This is a genomic window from Pseudomonas sp. JL2, from assembly GCF_031570495.1.
Taxonomy (GTDB): domain Bacteria; phylum Pseudomonadota; class Gammaproteobacteria; order Pseudomonadales; family Pseudomonadaceae; genus Aquipseudomonas; species Aquipseudomonas rhizophila.
The window spans coordinates 219268-233098 of sequence record NZ_JAKUDH010000003.1; the positions used below are offsets into that span (position 1 = coordinate 219268).

The 13831-nt window shown below is 60.2% G+C and carries 16 protein-coding genes; 9 read left to right on the forward strand and 7 right to left on the reverse strand.

Features of this window, described 5'->3' with window-relative positions:
* Positions 1 to 151 precede the first annotated feature (151 nt).
* From MKS85_RS06740 to cysB, 4 genes are all read left to right on the forward strand, one after another.
* On the forward strand, positions 152 to 1105 hold the full coding sequence (locus MKS85_RS06740) for a putative 2-dehydropantoate 2-reductase (RefSeq protein ID WP_047226421.1): 954 nt from the start codon (positions 152 to 154) through the stop codon (positions 1103 to 1105).
* Between the two features lie 21 nt (positions 1106 to 1126).
* Positions 1127 to 2032, forward strand: a complete 906-nt coding sequence (locus MKS85_RS06745; protein WP_173407177.1) for a 5'-nucleotidase — start codon at positions 1127 to 1129, stop codon at positions 2030 to 2032.
* 96 nt (positions 2033 to 2128) lie between these two features.
* The gene (locus MKS85_RS06750; protein WP_047226355.1) at positions 2129 to 2629 is read left to right on the forward strand and encodes a universal stress protein; all 501 of its coding nucleotides are present in this window, start codon (positions 2129 to 2131) and stop codon (positions 2627 to 2629) included.
* Positions 2630 to 2740: 111 nt separating this feature from the next.
* The gene (gene cysB / locus MKS85_RS06755) at positions 2741 to 3715 is read left to right on the forward strand and encodes an HTH-type transcriptional regulator CysB (RefSeq protein ID WP_018603112.1); all 975 of its coding nucleotides are present in this window, start codon (positions 2741 to 2743) and stop codon (positions 3713 to 3715) included.
* A gap of 10 nt (positions 3716 to 3725) precedes the next feature.
* Here the strand turns inward: cysB and MKS85_RS06760 are convergent, their stop codons facing one another.
* Positions 3726 to 4208, reverse strand: a complete 483-nt coding sequence (locus MKS85_RS06760; RefSeq protein WP_047226356.1) for a GreA/GreB family elongation factor — start codon at positions 4206 to 4208, stop codon at positions 3726 to 3728.
* Between the two features lie 2 nt (positions 4209 to 4210).
* The gene (locus MKS85_RS06765) at positions 4211 to 4597 is read right to left on the reverse strand and encodes a hypothetical protein (RefSeq protein ID WP_092458927.1); all 387 of its coding nucleotides are present in this window, start codon (positions 4595 to 4597) and stop codon (positions 4211 to 4213) included.
* Between the two features lie 124 nt (positions 4598 to 4721).
* Between MKS85_RS06765 and earP the strand changes: the two genes are divergently transcribed.
* Positions 4722 to 5855 carry an elongation factor P maturation arginine rhamnosyltransferase EarP gene (gene earP, locus MKS85_RS06770; RefSeq protein WP_047226358.1) on the forward strand — a complete coding sequence of 378 codons (1134 nt, stop codon included), beginning with the start codon at positions 4722 to 4724 and terminating at the stop codon, positions 5853 to 5855.
* Positions 5856 to 5903: 48 nt separating this feature from the next.
* On the forward strand, positions 5904 to 6473 hold the full coding sequence (locus tag MKS85_RS06775) for an elongation factor P (RefSeq protein WP_003199385.1): 570 nt from the start codon (positions 5904 to 5906) through the stop codon (positions 6471 to 6473).
* Positions 6474 to 6680: 207 nt separating this feature from the next.
* Here the strand turns inward: MKS85_RS06775 and MKS85_RS06780 are convergent, their stop codons facing one another.
* From MKS85_RS06780 to MKS85_RS06790, 3 genes are all read right to left on the reverse strand, one after another.
* On the reverse strand, positions 6681 to 7694 hold the full coding sequence (locus MKS85_RS06780; protein ID WP_076385714.1) for an alpha/beta hydrolase: 1014 nt from the start codon (positions 7692 to 7694) through the stop codon (positions 6681 to 6683).
* A 35-nt stretch (positions 7695 to 7729) separates the two neighbouring features.
* On the reverse strand, positions 7730 to 8149 hold the full coding sequence (locus MKS85_RS06785; RefSeq protein WP_047226360.1) for an organic hydroperoxide resistance protein: 420 nt from the start codon (positions 8147 to 8149) through the stop codon (positions 7730 to 7732).
* 354 nt (positions 8150 to 8503) lie between these two features.
* Positions 8504 to 8965, reverse strand: coding sequence for a MarR family winged helix-turn-helix transcriptional regulator (locus MKS85_RS06790; protein WP_047226361.1), 462 nt, complete (start codon positions 8963 to 8965; stop codon positions 8504 to 8506).
* A gap of 160 nt (positions 8966 to 9125) precedes the next feature.
* Here MKS85_RS06790 and MKS85_RS06795 point away from each other — a divergent pair, with 160 nt between their 5' ends.
* Positions 9126 to 9860 carry a sulfite exporter TauE/SafE family protein gene (locus MKS85_RS06795; RefSeq protein WP_047226362.1) on the forward strand — a complete coding sequence of 245 codons (735 nt, stop codon included), beginning with the start codon at positions 9126 to 9128 and terminating at the stop codon, positions 9858 to 9860.
* Here the strand turns inward: MKS85_RS06795 and MKS85_RS06800 are convergent.
* Positions 9850 to 10704, reverse strand: coding sequence for a LysR substrate-binding domain-containing protein (locus tag MKS85_RS06800; protein ID WP_171061402.1), 855 nt, complete (start codon positions 10702 to 10704; stop codon positions 9850 to 9852). The genes MKS85_RS06795 and MKS85_RS06800 overlap by 11 nt on opposite strands.
* 97 nt (positions 10705 to 10801) lie before the next feature.
* Between MKS85_RS06800 and MKS85_RS06805 the strand changes: the two genes are divergently transcribed.
* Together MKS85_RS06805 and MKS85_RS06810 are read left to right on the forward strand one after the other, a co-directional pair.
* Positions 10802 to 11023, forward strand: coding sequence for a DUF1127 domain-containing protein (locus tag MKS85_RS06805; RefSeq protein WP_047226364.1), 222 nt, complete (start codon positions 10802 to 10804; stop codon positions 11021 to 11023).
* 64 nt (positions 11024 to 11087) lie between these two features.
* Positions 11088 to 12317 (forward strand): winged helix-turn-helix domain-containing protein, encoded by a 1230-nt coding sequence (locus tag MKS85_RS06810; RefSeq protein ID WP_310662772.1) that lies wholly within the window; start codon positions 11088 to 11090, stop codon positions 12315 to 12317.
* Between the two features lie 133 nt (positions 12318 to 12450).
* Here MKS85_RS06810 and MKS85_RS06815 read toward each other — a convergent pair whose 3' ends face one another.
* Positions 12451 to 13797, reverse strand: a complete 1347-nt coding sequence (locus MKS85_RS06815; RefSeq protein WP_047226366.1) for a class II 3-deoxy-7-phosphoheptulonate synthase — start codon at positions 13795 to 13797, stop codon at positions 12451 to 12453.
* Positions 13798 to 13831 lie beyond the last annotated feature (34 nt).

A 13831-nucleotide genomic window follows, 5' to 3' on the forward strand; every position in this document is an offset into this window, starting at 1 on the left:
GGGGAGCTTGCTCGCGCTTGACGGCGCAGCCTTCACAAAAGGACCTGCTGCGCCCGAACGTGAACCGGCCCGGCGGAACCCGGCTGTCTCGCCACGTTGGCCCGCACCTATGTAATGATGCGCAGGGACTGTTAGCTGAGGAGTGGCAATGATGCAGGCAGGCGTTAAACCGCGGATCGGGATGATCGGCACCGGTGCGATCGGTGGGTTCTATGGCGTGATGCTGGCTCGCGCCGGTTTTGACGTGCATTTTTTACTGCGCAGCGAATTTGGGGCGGTGGCCGAGGGCGGCTTGCGAGTCGACAGCGCGGTTCACGGCGCCCTGACGCTCAACCCGGTCCAGGCGTATCGTTCGGCGGCGGACATGCCGCCCTGCGACTGGCTACTGGTCGGTGCCAAGACCACCAGCAATGCCGACCTGGCCCCGGCCATCATTCAAGCTGCCGCTCAGGGTGCAAAAGTCCTGTTGCTGCAAAATGGCCTGGATGTTGAGGACGACCTCCGACCGTTGCTGCCCGATTCGCTGCATCTGCTGGGCGGCCTGTGCCTGATCTGTGTGCATCGGGTCGGTCCTGGCGTCATTGCCCACCAGGCCCTCGGTGCAGTCAACCTCGGTTACCACAGCGGTCCTTGCCACGATCAGGCGCAACGCATGGCGATTGTCGAGCAGGGGGCCGGGCTGTTCCGTGCCGCCGGCCTGGATTCCCAGGCCATGCCCGACCTGCGGCAGGCGCGCTGGCAGAAACTGGTGTGGAACGTGCCCTACAACGGTCTTTCGGTTCTGTTGGGTGCCAGTACCACGCCGTTGATGGCCGACAGTGACAGCCGAGGCTTGATCCAGGCCCTGATGGGGGAGGTGGTGCGGGGTGCTCAGGCTTGCGGTCACCAGATTGCGCCGGGCTATGCCGAGTATCTGTTTGCGATGACCGAAAAGATGCCCGACTACTGGCCGAGTATGTATCACGATTATTCCCACCAGCGCGCGCTGGAGCTGGAGGCTATTTACAGCCGACCATTGGCGGCGGCGAAAAAAGCCGGTTGTGAGCTGCCGAAAATCGAAGCCTTGTATCAGGCGTTGGCATTTATGGACCGACGAAACCGCTGATCAGGCGAAAGGGGGAGCGACATGGCAAACAACATCGACGACAAACTGGTGCTGGCGATTTCGTCGCGGGCGCTGTTCGATCTGAGTGACAGCCATAAGGTGTATCTGTCGGGCGGCGTCGAGGCTTACCGGCAATATCAGATTGAGCATGAGGACGAAGTCCTCGAACCCGGCGACGCCTTCGCTCTCGTGCAAAAGCTGCTGAGTCTCAACGAGCATCTGGGGCGTGCGCGAGTCGAGGTAGTTCTGGTTTCGCGCAACAGCGCCGACACCGGCCTGCGGGTGTTCAACTCGATTCATCATTACGGGCTGGCGATTTCCCGCGCGGCGTTCGTCGGCGGCCGCAGTCCTTACCCCTATCTGAAGGCGTTCGGCTGTGATCTGTTTCTGTCCACCCACGCTGAAGATGTGCGCAGTGCCCTGGACGCCGGATTCGCCGCTGCGACCATTCTGTCGGGTGGCGCCAGCCGCGCCGCCAGCGAGGAACTGCGTATCGCTTTCGACGGCGATGCGGTGCTGTTTTCCGACGAATCCGAGCGTGTCTATCAGAGCGGCGGCCTGGCTGCATTCCAGGCCAGCGAACGGCAAGCGGCTCGTGAGCCGCTGCGAGGCGGGCCGTTCAAGGGGTTTCTGGCGGCACTCAATGCACTGCAACGCGAGTTCCCCGAAGACGCCTGTCCGATTCGCACGGCGCTGGTCACTGCCCGTTCGGCACCGGCCCACGAGCGCGTCATCCGGACGTTGCGCGAATGGGACATTCGTCTGGATGAGTCGCTGTTTCTCGGTGGCCTGACCAAATCGGCGTTTCTCGAAGCCTTCGCCGCCGACGTCTTTTTCGACGACCAGACCGGTCACTGCGAACTGGCTCGCGAGGTGGTCGCCACGGGTCATGTGCCTCACGGCATCAGCAATGAAGTGAAGCTCTGACTGCCCGTTGTTCAGGGCGTTACGCTGGACGTCGTACTCCTCAAGGCGCTGCTAAGCTGAATCCATCTCCGCCATTCTGGCACGCGAGGAGGTCACATGATTCGTTCGATGCTGTACGCCACAGACCTGGGACTTTACGCCCCTTATGTGATGCAGCATGCCTTGGCGTTGGCACGGACGTTCGAAGCCGAGTTGTATGTGGTGCATGCGGTAGAGCCGATGGGGCTGTTCGCGGAGTCGGTGTTGCAAAGTTATCTCGATGAGCAAGCGCTGAACGAATTTCATCGCCAGGGTCTGAATACGGTGATGGCCAACATTGAACAGCGGGTGCTCGACAGCTTTCGCGAAGAGTTGGGCGAGGGGCAGCAGGACTTGAAGCTGATCAAGTCGGTGCGGGTTTTCCAGGGCGATCCATCCCAGGTCATTCTCGATCAGGCTGCGAAACTCTCAGTCGATTTGCTGATCGTAGGCAGTCACTGTCAAGGGGCTAGCGGTGAAACACCGCTGGGCAGGACCGCTGCGCGGGTATTGCAGTTATCCCGGGTACCGGTCTACCTGGTGCCGCTGGTGCAGCGGCGACGTCAGGGGGAGGCTTGAGGCAAAGTAGTGGCTTTTTTATAAAAAGTTCTAGATTAATTAATACAACCATTCATATAGTTATATACCGTCGCTGATGCCCGTGGCGTCCAACTGCTTTGAGGGGTACATATGAAGCTTCAACAACTGCGCTACATCTGGGAAGTGGCGCACCACGACCTCAACGTTTCCGCTACTGCCCAAAGCCTCTACACGTCGCAACCCGGCATCAGCAAGCAGATCCGCCTGTTGGAGGATGAGCTGGGTGTCGAAGTTTTCGCCCGCAGCGGCAAGCACCTGACCCGCGTGACCCCGGCCGGTGAGCGCATCATCACCACGGCCGGAGAGATCCTGCGCAAGGTCGAAAGCATCAAGCAGATTGCCCAGGAATTTTCCAACGAGAAAAAAGGCACGCTGTCGATTGCCACCACCCACACCCAGGCCCGTTATGCACTGCCTCCGGTGATCAGCAACTTCATCAAACAATACCCGGACGTGGCCTTGCATATGCACCAGGGCTCGCCGATGCAGATCGCCGAAATGGCGGCGGACGGTACCGTGGATTTCGCCATCGCCACCGAGGCTCTGGAACTGTTCGGCGATCTGGTGATGATGCCGTGCTACCGCTGGAACCGCTGCGTGGTTGTGCCTCAGGGCCATCCGCTGACCAAGCTGCCAAAGTTGACGCTTGAAGCCTTGGCCGAATACCCCATCGTGACTTATGTGTTCGGTTTTACCGGCCGTTCGAAACTCGACGAAGCCTTCAGCCATCGCGGCCTGACCCCGAAAGTGGTGTTCACCGCCGCCGACGCCGACGTCATCAAGACCTATGTCCGCCTTGGCCTGGGCGTGGGCATCGTGGCGAAAATGGCCGTCGATACCAAGCTGGACGGCGATCTGGTGGTGCTGGATGCCAGCGAGTTGTTCGAGTCCAGCGTGACCAAGATCGGTTTCCGGCGTGGCACCTTCCTGCGTGGTTTCATGTGCGACTTCATCGAAAAGTTCGCCCCACACCTGACCCGGGAAGTCATGGCCAAGGCCATCCAGTGCCACAACAAGCAGGAACTCGAAGAGCTGTTCGACGGTGTGGAATTACCGGTGCACTGAACAGTGAGTGCTAGATCGCCTCGGTGACAGCGAACTGTTGCCGGGCGCCTGCGACGACGATCTCTACTTCATCCCCTTCGAACTTGCCCAGCAGGCTTCGTCCCAGCGGCGAGCGAGGGGTGATGACGGTGATCGGCTGGCCCACCAGCGACACTTTCAAGCCCGCGGCATCCGGTCCCAGAAACAACCATTGCTGGCGGTCATCTTCATCCGCCAGCCCGATCAGGGTGCCAATCTGAATGCCGCGCTGTTCGTCGTAGGGCCGGAGTATCAGGTTCTGGCAGAGGGCGAGGGCCTGGCGGATTTCTTCGACACGCCTGGCTTGCCCGGCAGCGAGGTAAGACGCTTCAAGACCCAGGGTGTCGTATTTGTTCTCGGCGATGTTTTCCTCGTGGGTCGCGGTTTCGTAGGCCGTTTGCGCGGCGCGCTCAGCGATACCCAGGTCAATCCTGAGTTTGTCGAGAATCAGTTGGTGAACGATCTGTTTGTTCATGATCAATCGCAAAACTGCAAAACGTTGGCCCGGCTCTTTTCACTGGGCGCGTTCTGGTCCTGTTGCAACCAGAACTGACACTTGGGGTTGGACAGGTTGCGAGGATCGCTGCGGGCTTGATCCAGGGCTTGTCGTTGTTCGTTTCGTTGCAGATTTTGCTGGTACTGCTCGAACATGGGGGTTGGCGGTTCCGGGGCCGGTTGCACCGCTGGCGGTTGCCCCAGTTGCTGCACGGCTGCGGCCACTGGCGCCAGTTGTTCGTTGAACAGGAATCTGGACAGCAGCCAGCCGGTCAATACGATGGCGAGGAACCCCAGCCACAGGCCCAGGGCAATGCTGACGGTCAATTGCAGGGCTGTAAGGCGTGGCGCTGGCGGGTGATCGGACATGGCTGCTTCCTGGCAATGAACACGTGATAGGCGGCGATTGTCGCATGAAGATTAATCGCCGTCGGCTCTTCTGCATCATCGGTTTAATGCGGGACAATCAGGCCTTTGCCACAGGGAGTCGGGAATGACCGTGCGCTGGGATATTTTTTGCACCGTCGTCGATAACTTTGGCGACATCGGCGTCACTTGGCGCCTGGCTCGGCAATTGGTGGCCGAGCATCAATGTGCGGTGCGGCTATGGGTAGATGACCTGCGGGCCTTTGAACGACTGTGTCCGCAAATCGACATCACGCTGTCCGAGCAATGGCAGCAGGGTGTGCAAGTCTGCCATTGGCCTGAGGTCTGGCCGTCCACCGACGCCGCCGATGTAGTCATCGCCGCGTTTGCCTGCCAGTTGCCGAGCGCCTACATGGATGCGATGGCCGAGCGGCAGACCACGCCGTTGTGGATGAACCTCGATTACCTGAGTGCGGAAGATTGGGTGATCGGGTGCCACGGATTACCCTCGGTCAAATACAAGCACGTGCAGAAATATTTCTTTTTTCCGGGCTTCCGCGAGGGCACGGGCGGGCTGCTGCGTGAAGCCGGCCTGCTGGAGCGGCGTCGGCAGTTTCAGCAGGATGCCCAGGCGCAACGGATTTTCCTGGAGGCGTTGGGCGTCCATCGGACGCCGGGCTCGCGTCTGATCTCGCTGTTTGCCTACGAAAACGCCGGGCTTGCCAGTTGGTTCGATGCCATGGCGACCGATACCCAGGCCTCTCATGTATTGATCCCCGAAGGTCGGGTGCTCGGCGATGTCCAGCGTTGGCTCGGCATCGATGGCCTGAAGGCCGGTGCGGTACAGCAACGTGGTGCCCTGACGGTGCAGGTGCTGCCGTTCGTCCGCCAGGATCAGTACGATCAACTGCTATGGTGCTGCGATTTCAACGCCGTGCGGGGTGAAGACTCCTTCGTGCGCGCCCAATGGGCGGGTCGGCCGCTGCTCTGGCATATCTACCAGCAGGAAGAAGACGTTCATCTGGAAAAACTCGAGGCATTCCTCCGGCTGTACACCCACGGCCTTTCGGAGCCGGCTGAAAAAGCGATCAGCGGTCTCTGGCGATCCTGGAATGCTGGTCAGGACATGGCCGAACACTGGAAAATGGTCGATCAACAGCAGCAGGAACTGCTCGATCATGCCCAGGCGTGGTGTCTGGAACAGGCCTCGCGACCCGATCTTGCCGCAGCGCTGGTGAAGTTTTATGTAAATTGGATATGATACGCGGCCTAGATTTTTGTAAATCCCATCCAAATTCGGATATTCGCAATGAAAACTGGTAAAGAACTGAAACCCGGGACCGTGATCCGTCTCGAAAACGATCCTTGGCTGGTTCAGAAAGCTGAGTTCACCAAGTCGGGTCGTAACAGCGCGATCATGAAGACCAAGCTGAAGAACCTGCTGACCGGTTACAAAACCGAGATCGTCTACAGCGCCGATGACAAACTGGACGACGTGATCCTCGACCGCAAAGAAGCGACCCTGTCCTTCATCAGCGGCGACACCTACACGTTCATGGACACCACTGACTACACCATGTACGAGCTGAACGCCGAAGACATCGAAAGCGTTCTGCCGTTCATCGAAGAAGGCATGACCGACGTCTGCGAAGCCGTGTTCTTCGAAGAGCGTCTGGTCTCCGTAGAACTGCCGACCACCATCGTGCGTCAGGTTGACTACACCGAAGGTTCCGCTCGCGGTGACACTTCCGGCAAGGTAATGAAGCCTGCCAAACTGAAGAACGGTACCGAGCTGTCGGTTGCTGACTTCATCGAAATCGGCGACATGATCGAGATCGATACCCGCGAAGGCGGTTCCTACAAAGGCCGCGCTAAATAAGCGAAGTCTTGTGTATGAAAAAGCCCGACCATTGAGTCGGGCTTTTTCATGCCTGCGGATCATGTTCAGACAGAGGGCAGGATGGAGGCGGTGGCGAGGGGATTTAATCCTGCCCTGTGGGAGCAAGGCTTGCCGCGATCCAGACGCCTCGGTTCCGCGCTGTGTTCATCGCGGGCAAGCCTTGCTCCCACAGGGTTGCGCCACAAGTCACTTCAGATGTTGTTTCAGTTCTTGGGATACCTGCAACATCGCCGAACGCACCGCTGGCACCTGGCTCACCACATTGAGCAAACCATAATCGTGAATCATGCCGTTGTAGCGCACCGCCGTGACCGGCACGCCAGCCGCGTCCAGTTTACGGGCGTAGGCTTCACCCTCATCGCGCAACACGTCGGCCTCCGCGGTCTGTACCAGCGCGGGCGGCAGGCCCTTGAGTTGCGCGGTGCTGGCGCGTAACGGAGAGGCATAGATCTCGCTGCGTTGCCCGGCATCGGTGGTGTAGTTGTCCCAGAACCACTTCATCATGTTTTTACTGAGGAAGTGTCCCTCGGCGAATTGGTTGTAGGACGCCGTCTCGAAGCTGGCATCGGTTACCGGCCACAACAAGGCCTGGAATTTGATCGCCGGGGTACCTTTGTCCTTGGCCATCAACGCCACGACCGCTGCCATGTTGCCGCCGACGCTGTTGCCCACCACGGCCAGGCGCTTGCCATCGACATTGATTTGCTTGCCATGCTCGGCCACCCATTTGGTGGCCGCGTAGGCCTGGTTGATCGCTACCGGGTAATGCGCTTCCGGCGAAGGCGTGTAGTTGACGAACACCGCGACGGCACCTGATCCGGCCACCAGATCCCGAACCAACCGTTCGTGGGTTGGGAAATCTCCCAATACCCAACCACCGCCGTGGAAGAACATGAACACCGGCAGCTCACCCTTGACGCCGGCCGGCCGGACGATGGTCAGGCTGATCGGCTGACCATCGACCTCAATAGTTTTCTCGCTGACGTCGGCCTTGGGCAAGCTCAGTTTCACCCCGGCCTGGGCGCCGACCAGTACCGCGCGGGCGTCCTTGGGCGACAGTTGCTCCAATGGCTTGCCGGTGCCGGCATTCAGCGCGTCGAGAAACGCCTGGGTGTTGTGTTCCACGATGCCGTCGGCGAACGCGCTGCCGACGCTCAGTGCCAGAAGGGTGCCGGTCAAGGCTTTGCTGAAGGTGTTCATGTGCATCTCCTTAAGTGCAGGCTGGAAGGCGTTGGTTAAACGGTGACGTGCAGGCGCACATCGACGTTGCCACGAGTGGCGTTGGAGTACGGGCAGACTTGGTGAGCTGCGTCCACCAGGCTCTGTGCATCGGCCAGGTCCAGACCGGGCAAGCTGATGTGCAGGTCGATGTCGAGGCCGAAACCACCGGGAATCTGGCCGATACCGACATGGGCGGTGATCGAGGCGTCATCCGCAATCTTGCGCTTGCTTTGGCTTGCGACGAATTTCAGGGCACCGATGAAGCAGGCCGAGTAACCGGCAGCGAACAGTTGTTCCGGGTTGGTTGCCGCGCCGCCTGCACCGCCGAGTTCTTTGGGGGTGGCGAGTTTGACGTCCAGGATGTTGTCGCTGGAGATTGCACGACCATCACGGCCACCGGTGGAAGTTGCGATTGCGGTGTAGAGCGTTTGCATGGTGAGAGCCTCGTTTTTGGTTGCTGTTGCAGCGCTAAATGTTTGTGCGCTAAGTAGGTGTGAGGCAAATGTATAGCGCTAATATTTTGCGCGCAAGATAAATTTTTAAGGGGAATTGAATTTCGCTCGCTCAAACGGCGTAGATCCCTTGAGATAGAGCGGTTTCATCAGCTGGAATTTTTTTTTAAGAGAGGGGGCAGGAGGTGATCGGACTGGTGCCATCGCGAGCAGGCTCGCTCCCACAACGATCTGTGTTGAACACAAAAAGTGCGTTCACCAAAGATCAAAATGTGGGAGCGAGCCTGCTCGCGATAGCGTTGGGGCAGTTGACGGTGCTGCTGGACAGGCTGCGTTTCAGAGGCTGTCTTGCAAATTCCCGCGCAGCTCTTGCAGGTCATGCTGCAGCTTCTTCAATTGCTCCAGGGTCTGGCCACTGGCGCCGAGAATGCACTGGGGAATGTTGAGGGCCTTTTCCTGCAGGGCGCGTCCCTGTTCGGTGAGCTCGACGATTACCACGCGTTCATCCTCACGACTGCGGGTGCGGCTCAGCAAGCCCTCGGCCTCCAGGCGCTTGAGCAACGGGGTCAGTGAACCCGGATCGGTGAGCAGGCGGTTGCTGATTTCCCCGACAGTCAGGCCGTCCTTTTCCCACAGCACCATCATCGCCAGGTACTGCGGATAAGTCAGGCCCAGGGCTTGCAGCAGCGGCTTGTAGACTTTGGTCATCAGCAGCGACGTGGAGTGCAGGGCGAAGCACACCTGGTTGTCGAGCAACAGGGCTTCGCAGGGGTCGGGGGTGTCGCGTTGGGTGCTCATGGCAGAACCTTCAATCAATGATCGCTACGAATCTAGCGGGCGAACCTTTAATGCGCCAGATAATTCTGACGTTCTGATCGGAAGTTGCGTTCCCCCGCGAGCGCCGACTGCGTAGGATAAGCGCCCTGGTCAAGGGGGAATCGGTGTGATCGAAGGTGTGGTGTATCTGGCGTTCGGTGCCGCATTGGGCACTTTGGGGGGATTGTTCGGGATTGGTGGCGGGTTGATCGCCATTCCGGTGCTGGGCCTGTTGTTCGGCCTCGATCAGCAGATCGCCCAGGGCACGGCCCTGGTGATGGTCGTGCCAAACGTGATGCTCGCCTTGTGGCGCTACCACCAGCGCAATCGCATTGAAATGCGTCATGTACTGCCACTGGCCTCCATGGGTTTTTGCTTTGCCTGGCTTGGCTCGATCTGGGCCGTGGGCATCGACGCGCAAAGCATGCGAATCGGCTTCGTGGCCTTCCTGATCGTGCTGGCGGCCTACAACCTGATCCGCATGTTCGCCGCCAGCCCCCCGGCTTCGGCGCAGATGCGTTATGGCTGGCCGTGGCTCGCCGTGTTGGGGGCGGCGTCGGGGACCATGGGCGGATTGTTCGGTGTCGGCGGGGCGGTCGTCGCGACGCCGTTCCTGACCAGCCTGTTCGGTACCAGTCAGGTGGTCGCCCAGGGATTGTCTCTCTCGTTGGCCTTGCCCAGTACTGGTGTGACCCTCGCCACGTATGCGGTGCATCACCAAGTGGACTGGTGGATCGGCCTGCCGCTGGCCGCTGGTGGCCTGCTCAGTATCAGTTGGGGGGTAAAAGTCGCCCACGCCATGCCGGAGCGGCTGCTGCGCGGGCTGTTCTGCGGTTTCCTGGTGCTGTGCGCGATCTTGCTCGCCTTTAAAGTTTGAAACCTTCGACGATGTGCTCGGCCAGGCACTCGGTGATCGGCGACGGATTATGCAGGTTGCGGATCAGCATGATGCTCGCTTCGGGCAACTGCGGCAGGTTTTCCGCCTCGCCCAGCACGCGCATGTCCGGGGTCAGCAGGCTTTCCAGTTGCGCGGTGATCGCCAGGCCCGCGCCAACCACTGCCATGAGCGCCGACAGGCTCGAGCTGTTGTACGCCACGCGATAATCGCGGCCCATGGCATCCAGTGCATTGCAGGCCCATTGCCGGCAGAAGCAATCACTGTTGAACATCGCCAGCGGCAACGGTGTTTGTTCGTGGACGTTGAAGCATGCCGCTTCGGCCCAGACAAAGCGCTCCTTGCGCAATAACTGGCCGATTTCGTCCCCCGGTTTGCGGGTGACGATGGACAGGTCCAGATCCTGGCGCAGCAGCAACTGCTTGGACGACTCGCAGTGCACTTCAATTTCGATCAAGGGATAGAACTGGGCGAAGCGCTGCAGGATCCCCGGCAAAAAACGCATCACATAATCGTCCGGGGTGCCGATGCGCACCGTGCCGACCATGTGTGGCTCACGCAGGGTGTTGAACACTTCGCTGTGCAGCTTGAGGATCCGCCGGGCGTAGCCGAGCAACACCTGGCCTTCGGCGGTCAGCTTGACCTGGCGCCCGTCACGCTCGAACAGCCGCCGCTGCAATACATCTTCTTCCAGTCGCTTCATCTGCATGCTGACGGCGGACTGGGTGCGATTGACCAACTCACCGGCACGGGTGAAACCGCCCTGGTCAGCGATGGCGACAAAGGTACGCAGCACTTCCGTATCGATGCTCGGGTAACTCGACAATTGATCAATCTCCGAGATGTATTGCATCAGAAACATTCGTTGGATTGATCTTAGCGTTAGCGTGAGACTTGAGCCATCCCCAACGGAGGACATCACGATGAAAGGTCAAAAAGGTTATCTACTGATAGAAAAACTCTCATCCCATGGCTTTTCCATCAGCGCTCTGCTGCACAAGTTTAGCCGCTGGTACGAATTGCACCACGAACGTGAACTGCTTGCCGGAATGAGCGATGAGGCGCTCAAGGACATCGGCGTCAGCCGTGCCGACGTCGAAAAGGAAGTGGTTCGGCCATTCTGGGATGACCCGATGCACAAATGAGCCATCCTTCCCTACACAAACCGCTTAATGGTGAGGTAGGTTGCGAGCAGACAAGGAGATCTTCATGCCCGCGACTCTGTCCTTTACCCTCAAACAGGCCCGGCGTCTGGCGCTGGCCGCCCAAGGATTCGACGGGCGGCCGACGTCAGCTTCGGTGCAACCGGCGCGCCTTAACCGCCTGATTGAACGCCTCGGCGTCCTGCAGATTGATTCGGTCAATGCATTGGTGCGTTCGCACTACCTTCCGCTGTTTTCCCGTCTCGGTCACTACCCCCCTGATTTGCTCGACCAGGCAGCCTGGAGCCAGGGCCGACGCCGTACGCTGTTCGAATATTGGGGGCATGAAGCCTCATTGCTGCCGCTGGCGATGTATCCGCTGATGCGCTGGCGCATGGAGCGTGCGTCCCGCGGTGAGGGCATTTATCGACAGTTGGCGCAGTTCGGTCAGGAGCGTCAGGATGTCATTCGTCGCGTACTGGCTTCGGTCCGCGAGCAAGGCGCCGTGGGGGCGGGCAGCTTGTCCACGCGCCAGGAAAAGGCCGGCCCCTGGTGGGACTGGAGCGCCGAGAAGCATGCGCTGGAATGGCTGTTCGCGGCGGGTGAAGTGACGGTGGCGGGGCGGCGGGGCTTCGAGCGGCTTTACGACTTGCCGGAACGCGTGTTTCCGTCCTCGGTCCTGCAACAACCGCTGCCGGACGAGCCCCAGGCTCAGCGCGCCTTGCTGCTGCATGCTACCCAAGCCTTGGGTGTGGGCACCGAGAAAGATTTGCGCGACTATTTTCGACTCGATCCGGCCGATAGCCGTGGACGACTGGCCGAACTGGAGGAGGCCGGTGAACTGGTGCGCTGCCAGGTGCAAGGCTGGAAGCAACCGGCCTGGTGCCGACCCACCGCGAAGATTCCCCGCAAGGTGGCGGCCAGTGCGTTGTTGTCGCCCTTCGATTCACTGGTCTGGGAGCGCAGCCGTACCGAGCGGCTGTTCGACTTCCGTTATCGACTGGAGATTTATACCCCGGCTCACAAGCGGGTGTACGGCTACTACGTGCTGCCATTCCTGCACAACGAACGTATCGCCGCGCGGGTGGATCTGCGGGCGGAGCGGGCTTTGGGTCGATTGGCGGTGCATGCCGTGCACGAGGAGGCGCCGGGGCTGGACGAGGAAGGGATGCAGGCTTTGGCGGTGAACCTGCGACGCTTGGCCGACTGGCTGGGGTTGGCGCGGGTCCAGCTCAATTGCGCTCGGGCGGGTGGGGTTCGGCTGGCGGGGGCGTTGGCTGAGGTGGGGGGTGACTGAACTGGCCTCATCGCGAGCAGGCTCGCTCCCACAGTTGACCTTTGGTGAACACAGGATTTGTGAACGCCGCGGTCAATGTGGGAGCGAGCCTGCTCGCGATAGCAATCCAACAAACGGCGAATGACTTACTGACTCACCGCCTCACCTGCTTCAACGTCTCGGCAATCAAAAACGCCAGTTCCAGCGACTGATCGGCATTCATCCGCGGATCGCAATGAGTGTGGTAACGGTCCGACAGCCCGTCCTCGGTGATCGGCCGCGCGCCGCCAATGCACTCGGTGACGTTCTGCCCGGTCATTTCGATGTGGATGCCCCCGGCATAGGTGCCCTCGGCTTCGTGAACCTGGAAGAACTGTTTCACTTCCCCGAGGATTTGCGCGAAGTCCCGGGTCTTGTAACCGCTACTGGCCTTGATGGTGTTGCCGTGCATCGGGTCCGAACTCCACAGCACCTGCTTGCCTTCTCGTTGCACGGCGCGCAATAGCTGCGGCAGGTGATCGCCGACCTTGTTCGCGCCCATTCGCGCGATCAGGTTAAGCCGCCCCGGATCATTGTCCGGATTGAGCACGTCGATCAGACGGATCAAGTCGTCGGGGTTCATGCTCGGGCCGACCTTGACGCCGATCGGGTTGTTCACCCCGCGCAGGAATTCGACATGGGCACCGTCCAACTGACGGGTGCGGTCACCGATCCACAGCATGTGGGCCGAGCAGTCGTAGTAGTCGTTGGTCAGGCTGTCGCGGCGCACGAAAGCTTCTTCGTAATTGAGCAGCAGCGCTTCGTGGGCGGTGAAGAAGCTGGTTTCGCGCAATTGCGGCGAGCTGTCCATGCCGCAGGCGCGCATGAAGGCCAGGGTTTCGTCGATACGGTCGGCCAGGTGGCTGTACTTCTCAGCCAGGGCCGAGTTGGCGATGAAGTCCAGGTTCCACTTGTGCACCTGATGCAGATCGGCGAATCCGCCCTGGGCGAAGGCCCTTAGCAGGTTCAAGGTGGCGGTGGACTGATGGTAGGACTGCAGCAGCCGCTCCGGGTCCGGTACGCGGCTTTTTTCGTCGAAGCCGATGCCGTTGACGATGTCGCCGCGATAGGCCGGCAGGGTTACCCCGCCAATCGTCTCATCGTTGGCCGAGCGCGGTTTGGCGAACTGTCCGGCCATACGACCGACCTTGACCACCGGGCAACCGGCGGCGAAGGTCATGACGATGGCCATTTGCAGCAACACCTTGAAGGTGTCGCGGATCTTCGCCGCCGAGAACTCGGCAAAGCTCTCGGCGCAGTCGCCGCCCTGCAGCAGGAAGGCCCGGCCTTGGGTGACTTCGGCGAACTGACGGCGCAACTCCCGGGCTTCACCGGCAAACACCAGCGGCGGATAACTGGCCAGGGTCTGCTCGACCTGCAGCAAATGCGCCGCGTCGGGGTATTGGGGTTGCTGCTGGATCGGCAGGGCGCGCCAGCTGTCAGGGCTCCAGGGTTGGCTCATCATGATCTCTAGGTGGTTTACGCTCGGGTTGCCA

Excerpts from the sequence above, each read along its gene's own strand:
- MKS85_RS06810 (WP_310662772.1), top strand. The coding sequence starts at position 11,088 with ATGCCCGCGACTCTGTCCTTTACCCTCAAACAGGCCCGGCGTCTGGCG.
- MKS85_RS06815 (WP_047226366.1), bottom strand. The coding sequence starts at position 13,797 with ATGAGCCAACCCTGGAGCCCTGACAGCTGGCGCGCCCTGCCGATCCAG.
- MKS85_RS06745 (WP_173407177.1), top strand. The coding sequence starts at position 1,127 with ATGGCAAACAACATCGACGACAAACTGGTGCTGGCGATTTCGTCGCGG.
- MKS85_RS06780 (WP_076385714.1), bottom strand. The coding sequence starts at position 7,694 with ATGAACACCTTCAGCAAAGCCTTGACCGGCACCCTTCTGGCACTGAGC.
- MKS85_RS06805 (WP_047226364.1), top strand. The coding sequence starts at position 10,802 with ATGAAAGGTCAAAAAGGTTATCTACTGATAGAAAAACTCTCATCCCAT.
- MKS85_RS06775 (WP_003199385.1), top strand. The coding sequence starts at position 5,904 with ATGAAAACTGGTAAAGAACTGAAACCCGGGACCGTGATCCGTCTCGAA.
- MKS85_RS06785 (WP_047226360.1), bottom strand. The coding sequence starts at position 8,149 with ATGCAAACGCTCTACACCGCAATCGCAACTTCCACCGGTGGCCGTGAT.
- cysB (WP_018603112.1), top strand. The coding sequence starts at position 2,741 with ATGAAGCTTCAACAACTGCGCTACATCTGGGAAGTGGCGCACCACGAC.
- MKS85_RS06790 (WP_047226361.1), bottom strand. The coding sequence starts at position 8,965 with ATGAGCACCCAACGCGACACCCCCGACCCCTGCGAAGCCCTGTTGCTC.
- earP (WP_047226358.1), top strand. The coding sequence starts at position 4,722 with ATGACCGTGCGCTGGGATATTTTTTGCACCGTCGTCGATAACTTTGGC.
- MKS85_RS06740 (WP_047226421.1), top strand. The coding sequence starts at position 152 with ATGCAGGCAGGCGTTAAACCGCGGATCGGGATGATCGGCACCGGTGCG.
- MKS85_RS06765 (WP_092458927.1), bottom strand. The coding sequence starts at position 4,597 with ATGTCCGATCACCCGCCAGCGCCACGCCTTACAGCCCTGCAATTGACC.
- MKS85_RS06750 (WP_047226355.1), top strand. The coding sequence starts at position 2,129 with ATGATTCGTTCGATGCTGTACGCCACAGACCTGGGACTTTACGCCCCT.
- MKS85_RS06760 (WP_047226356.1), bottom strand. The coding sequence starts at position 4,208 with ATGAACAAACAGATCGTTCACCAACTGATTCTCGACAAACTCAGGATT.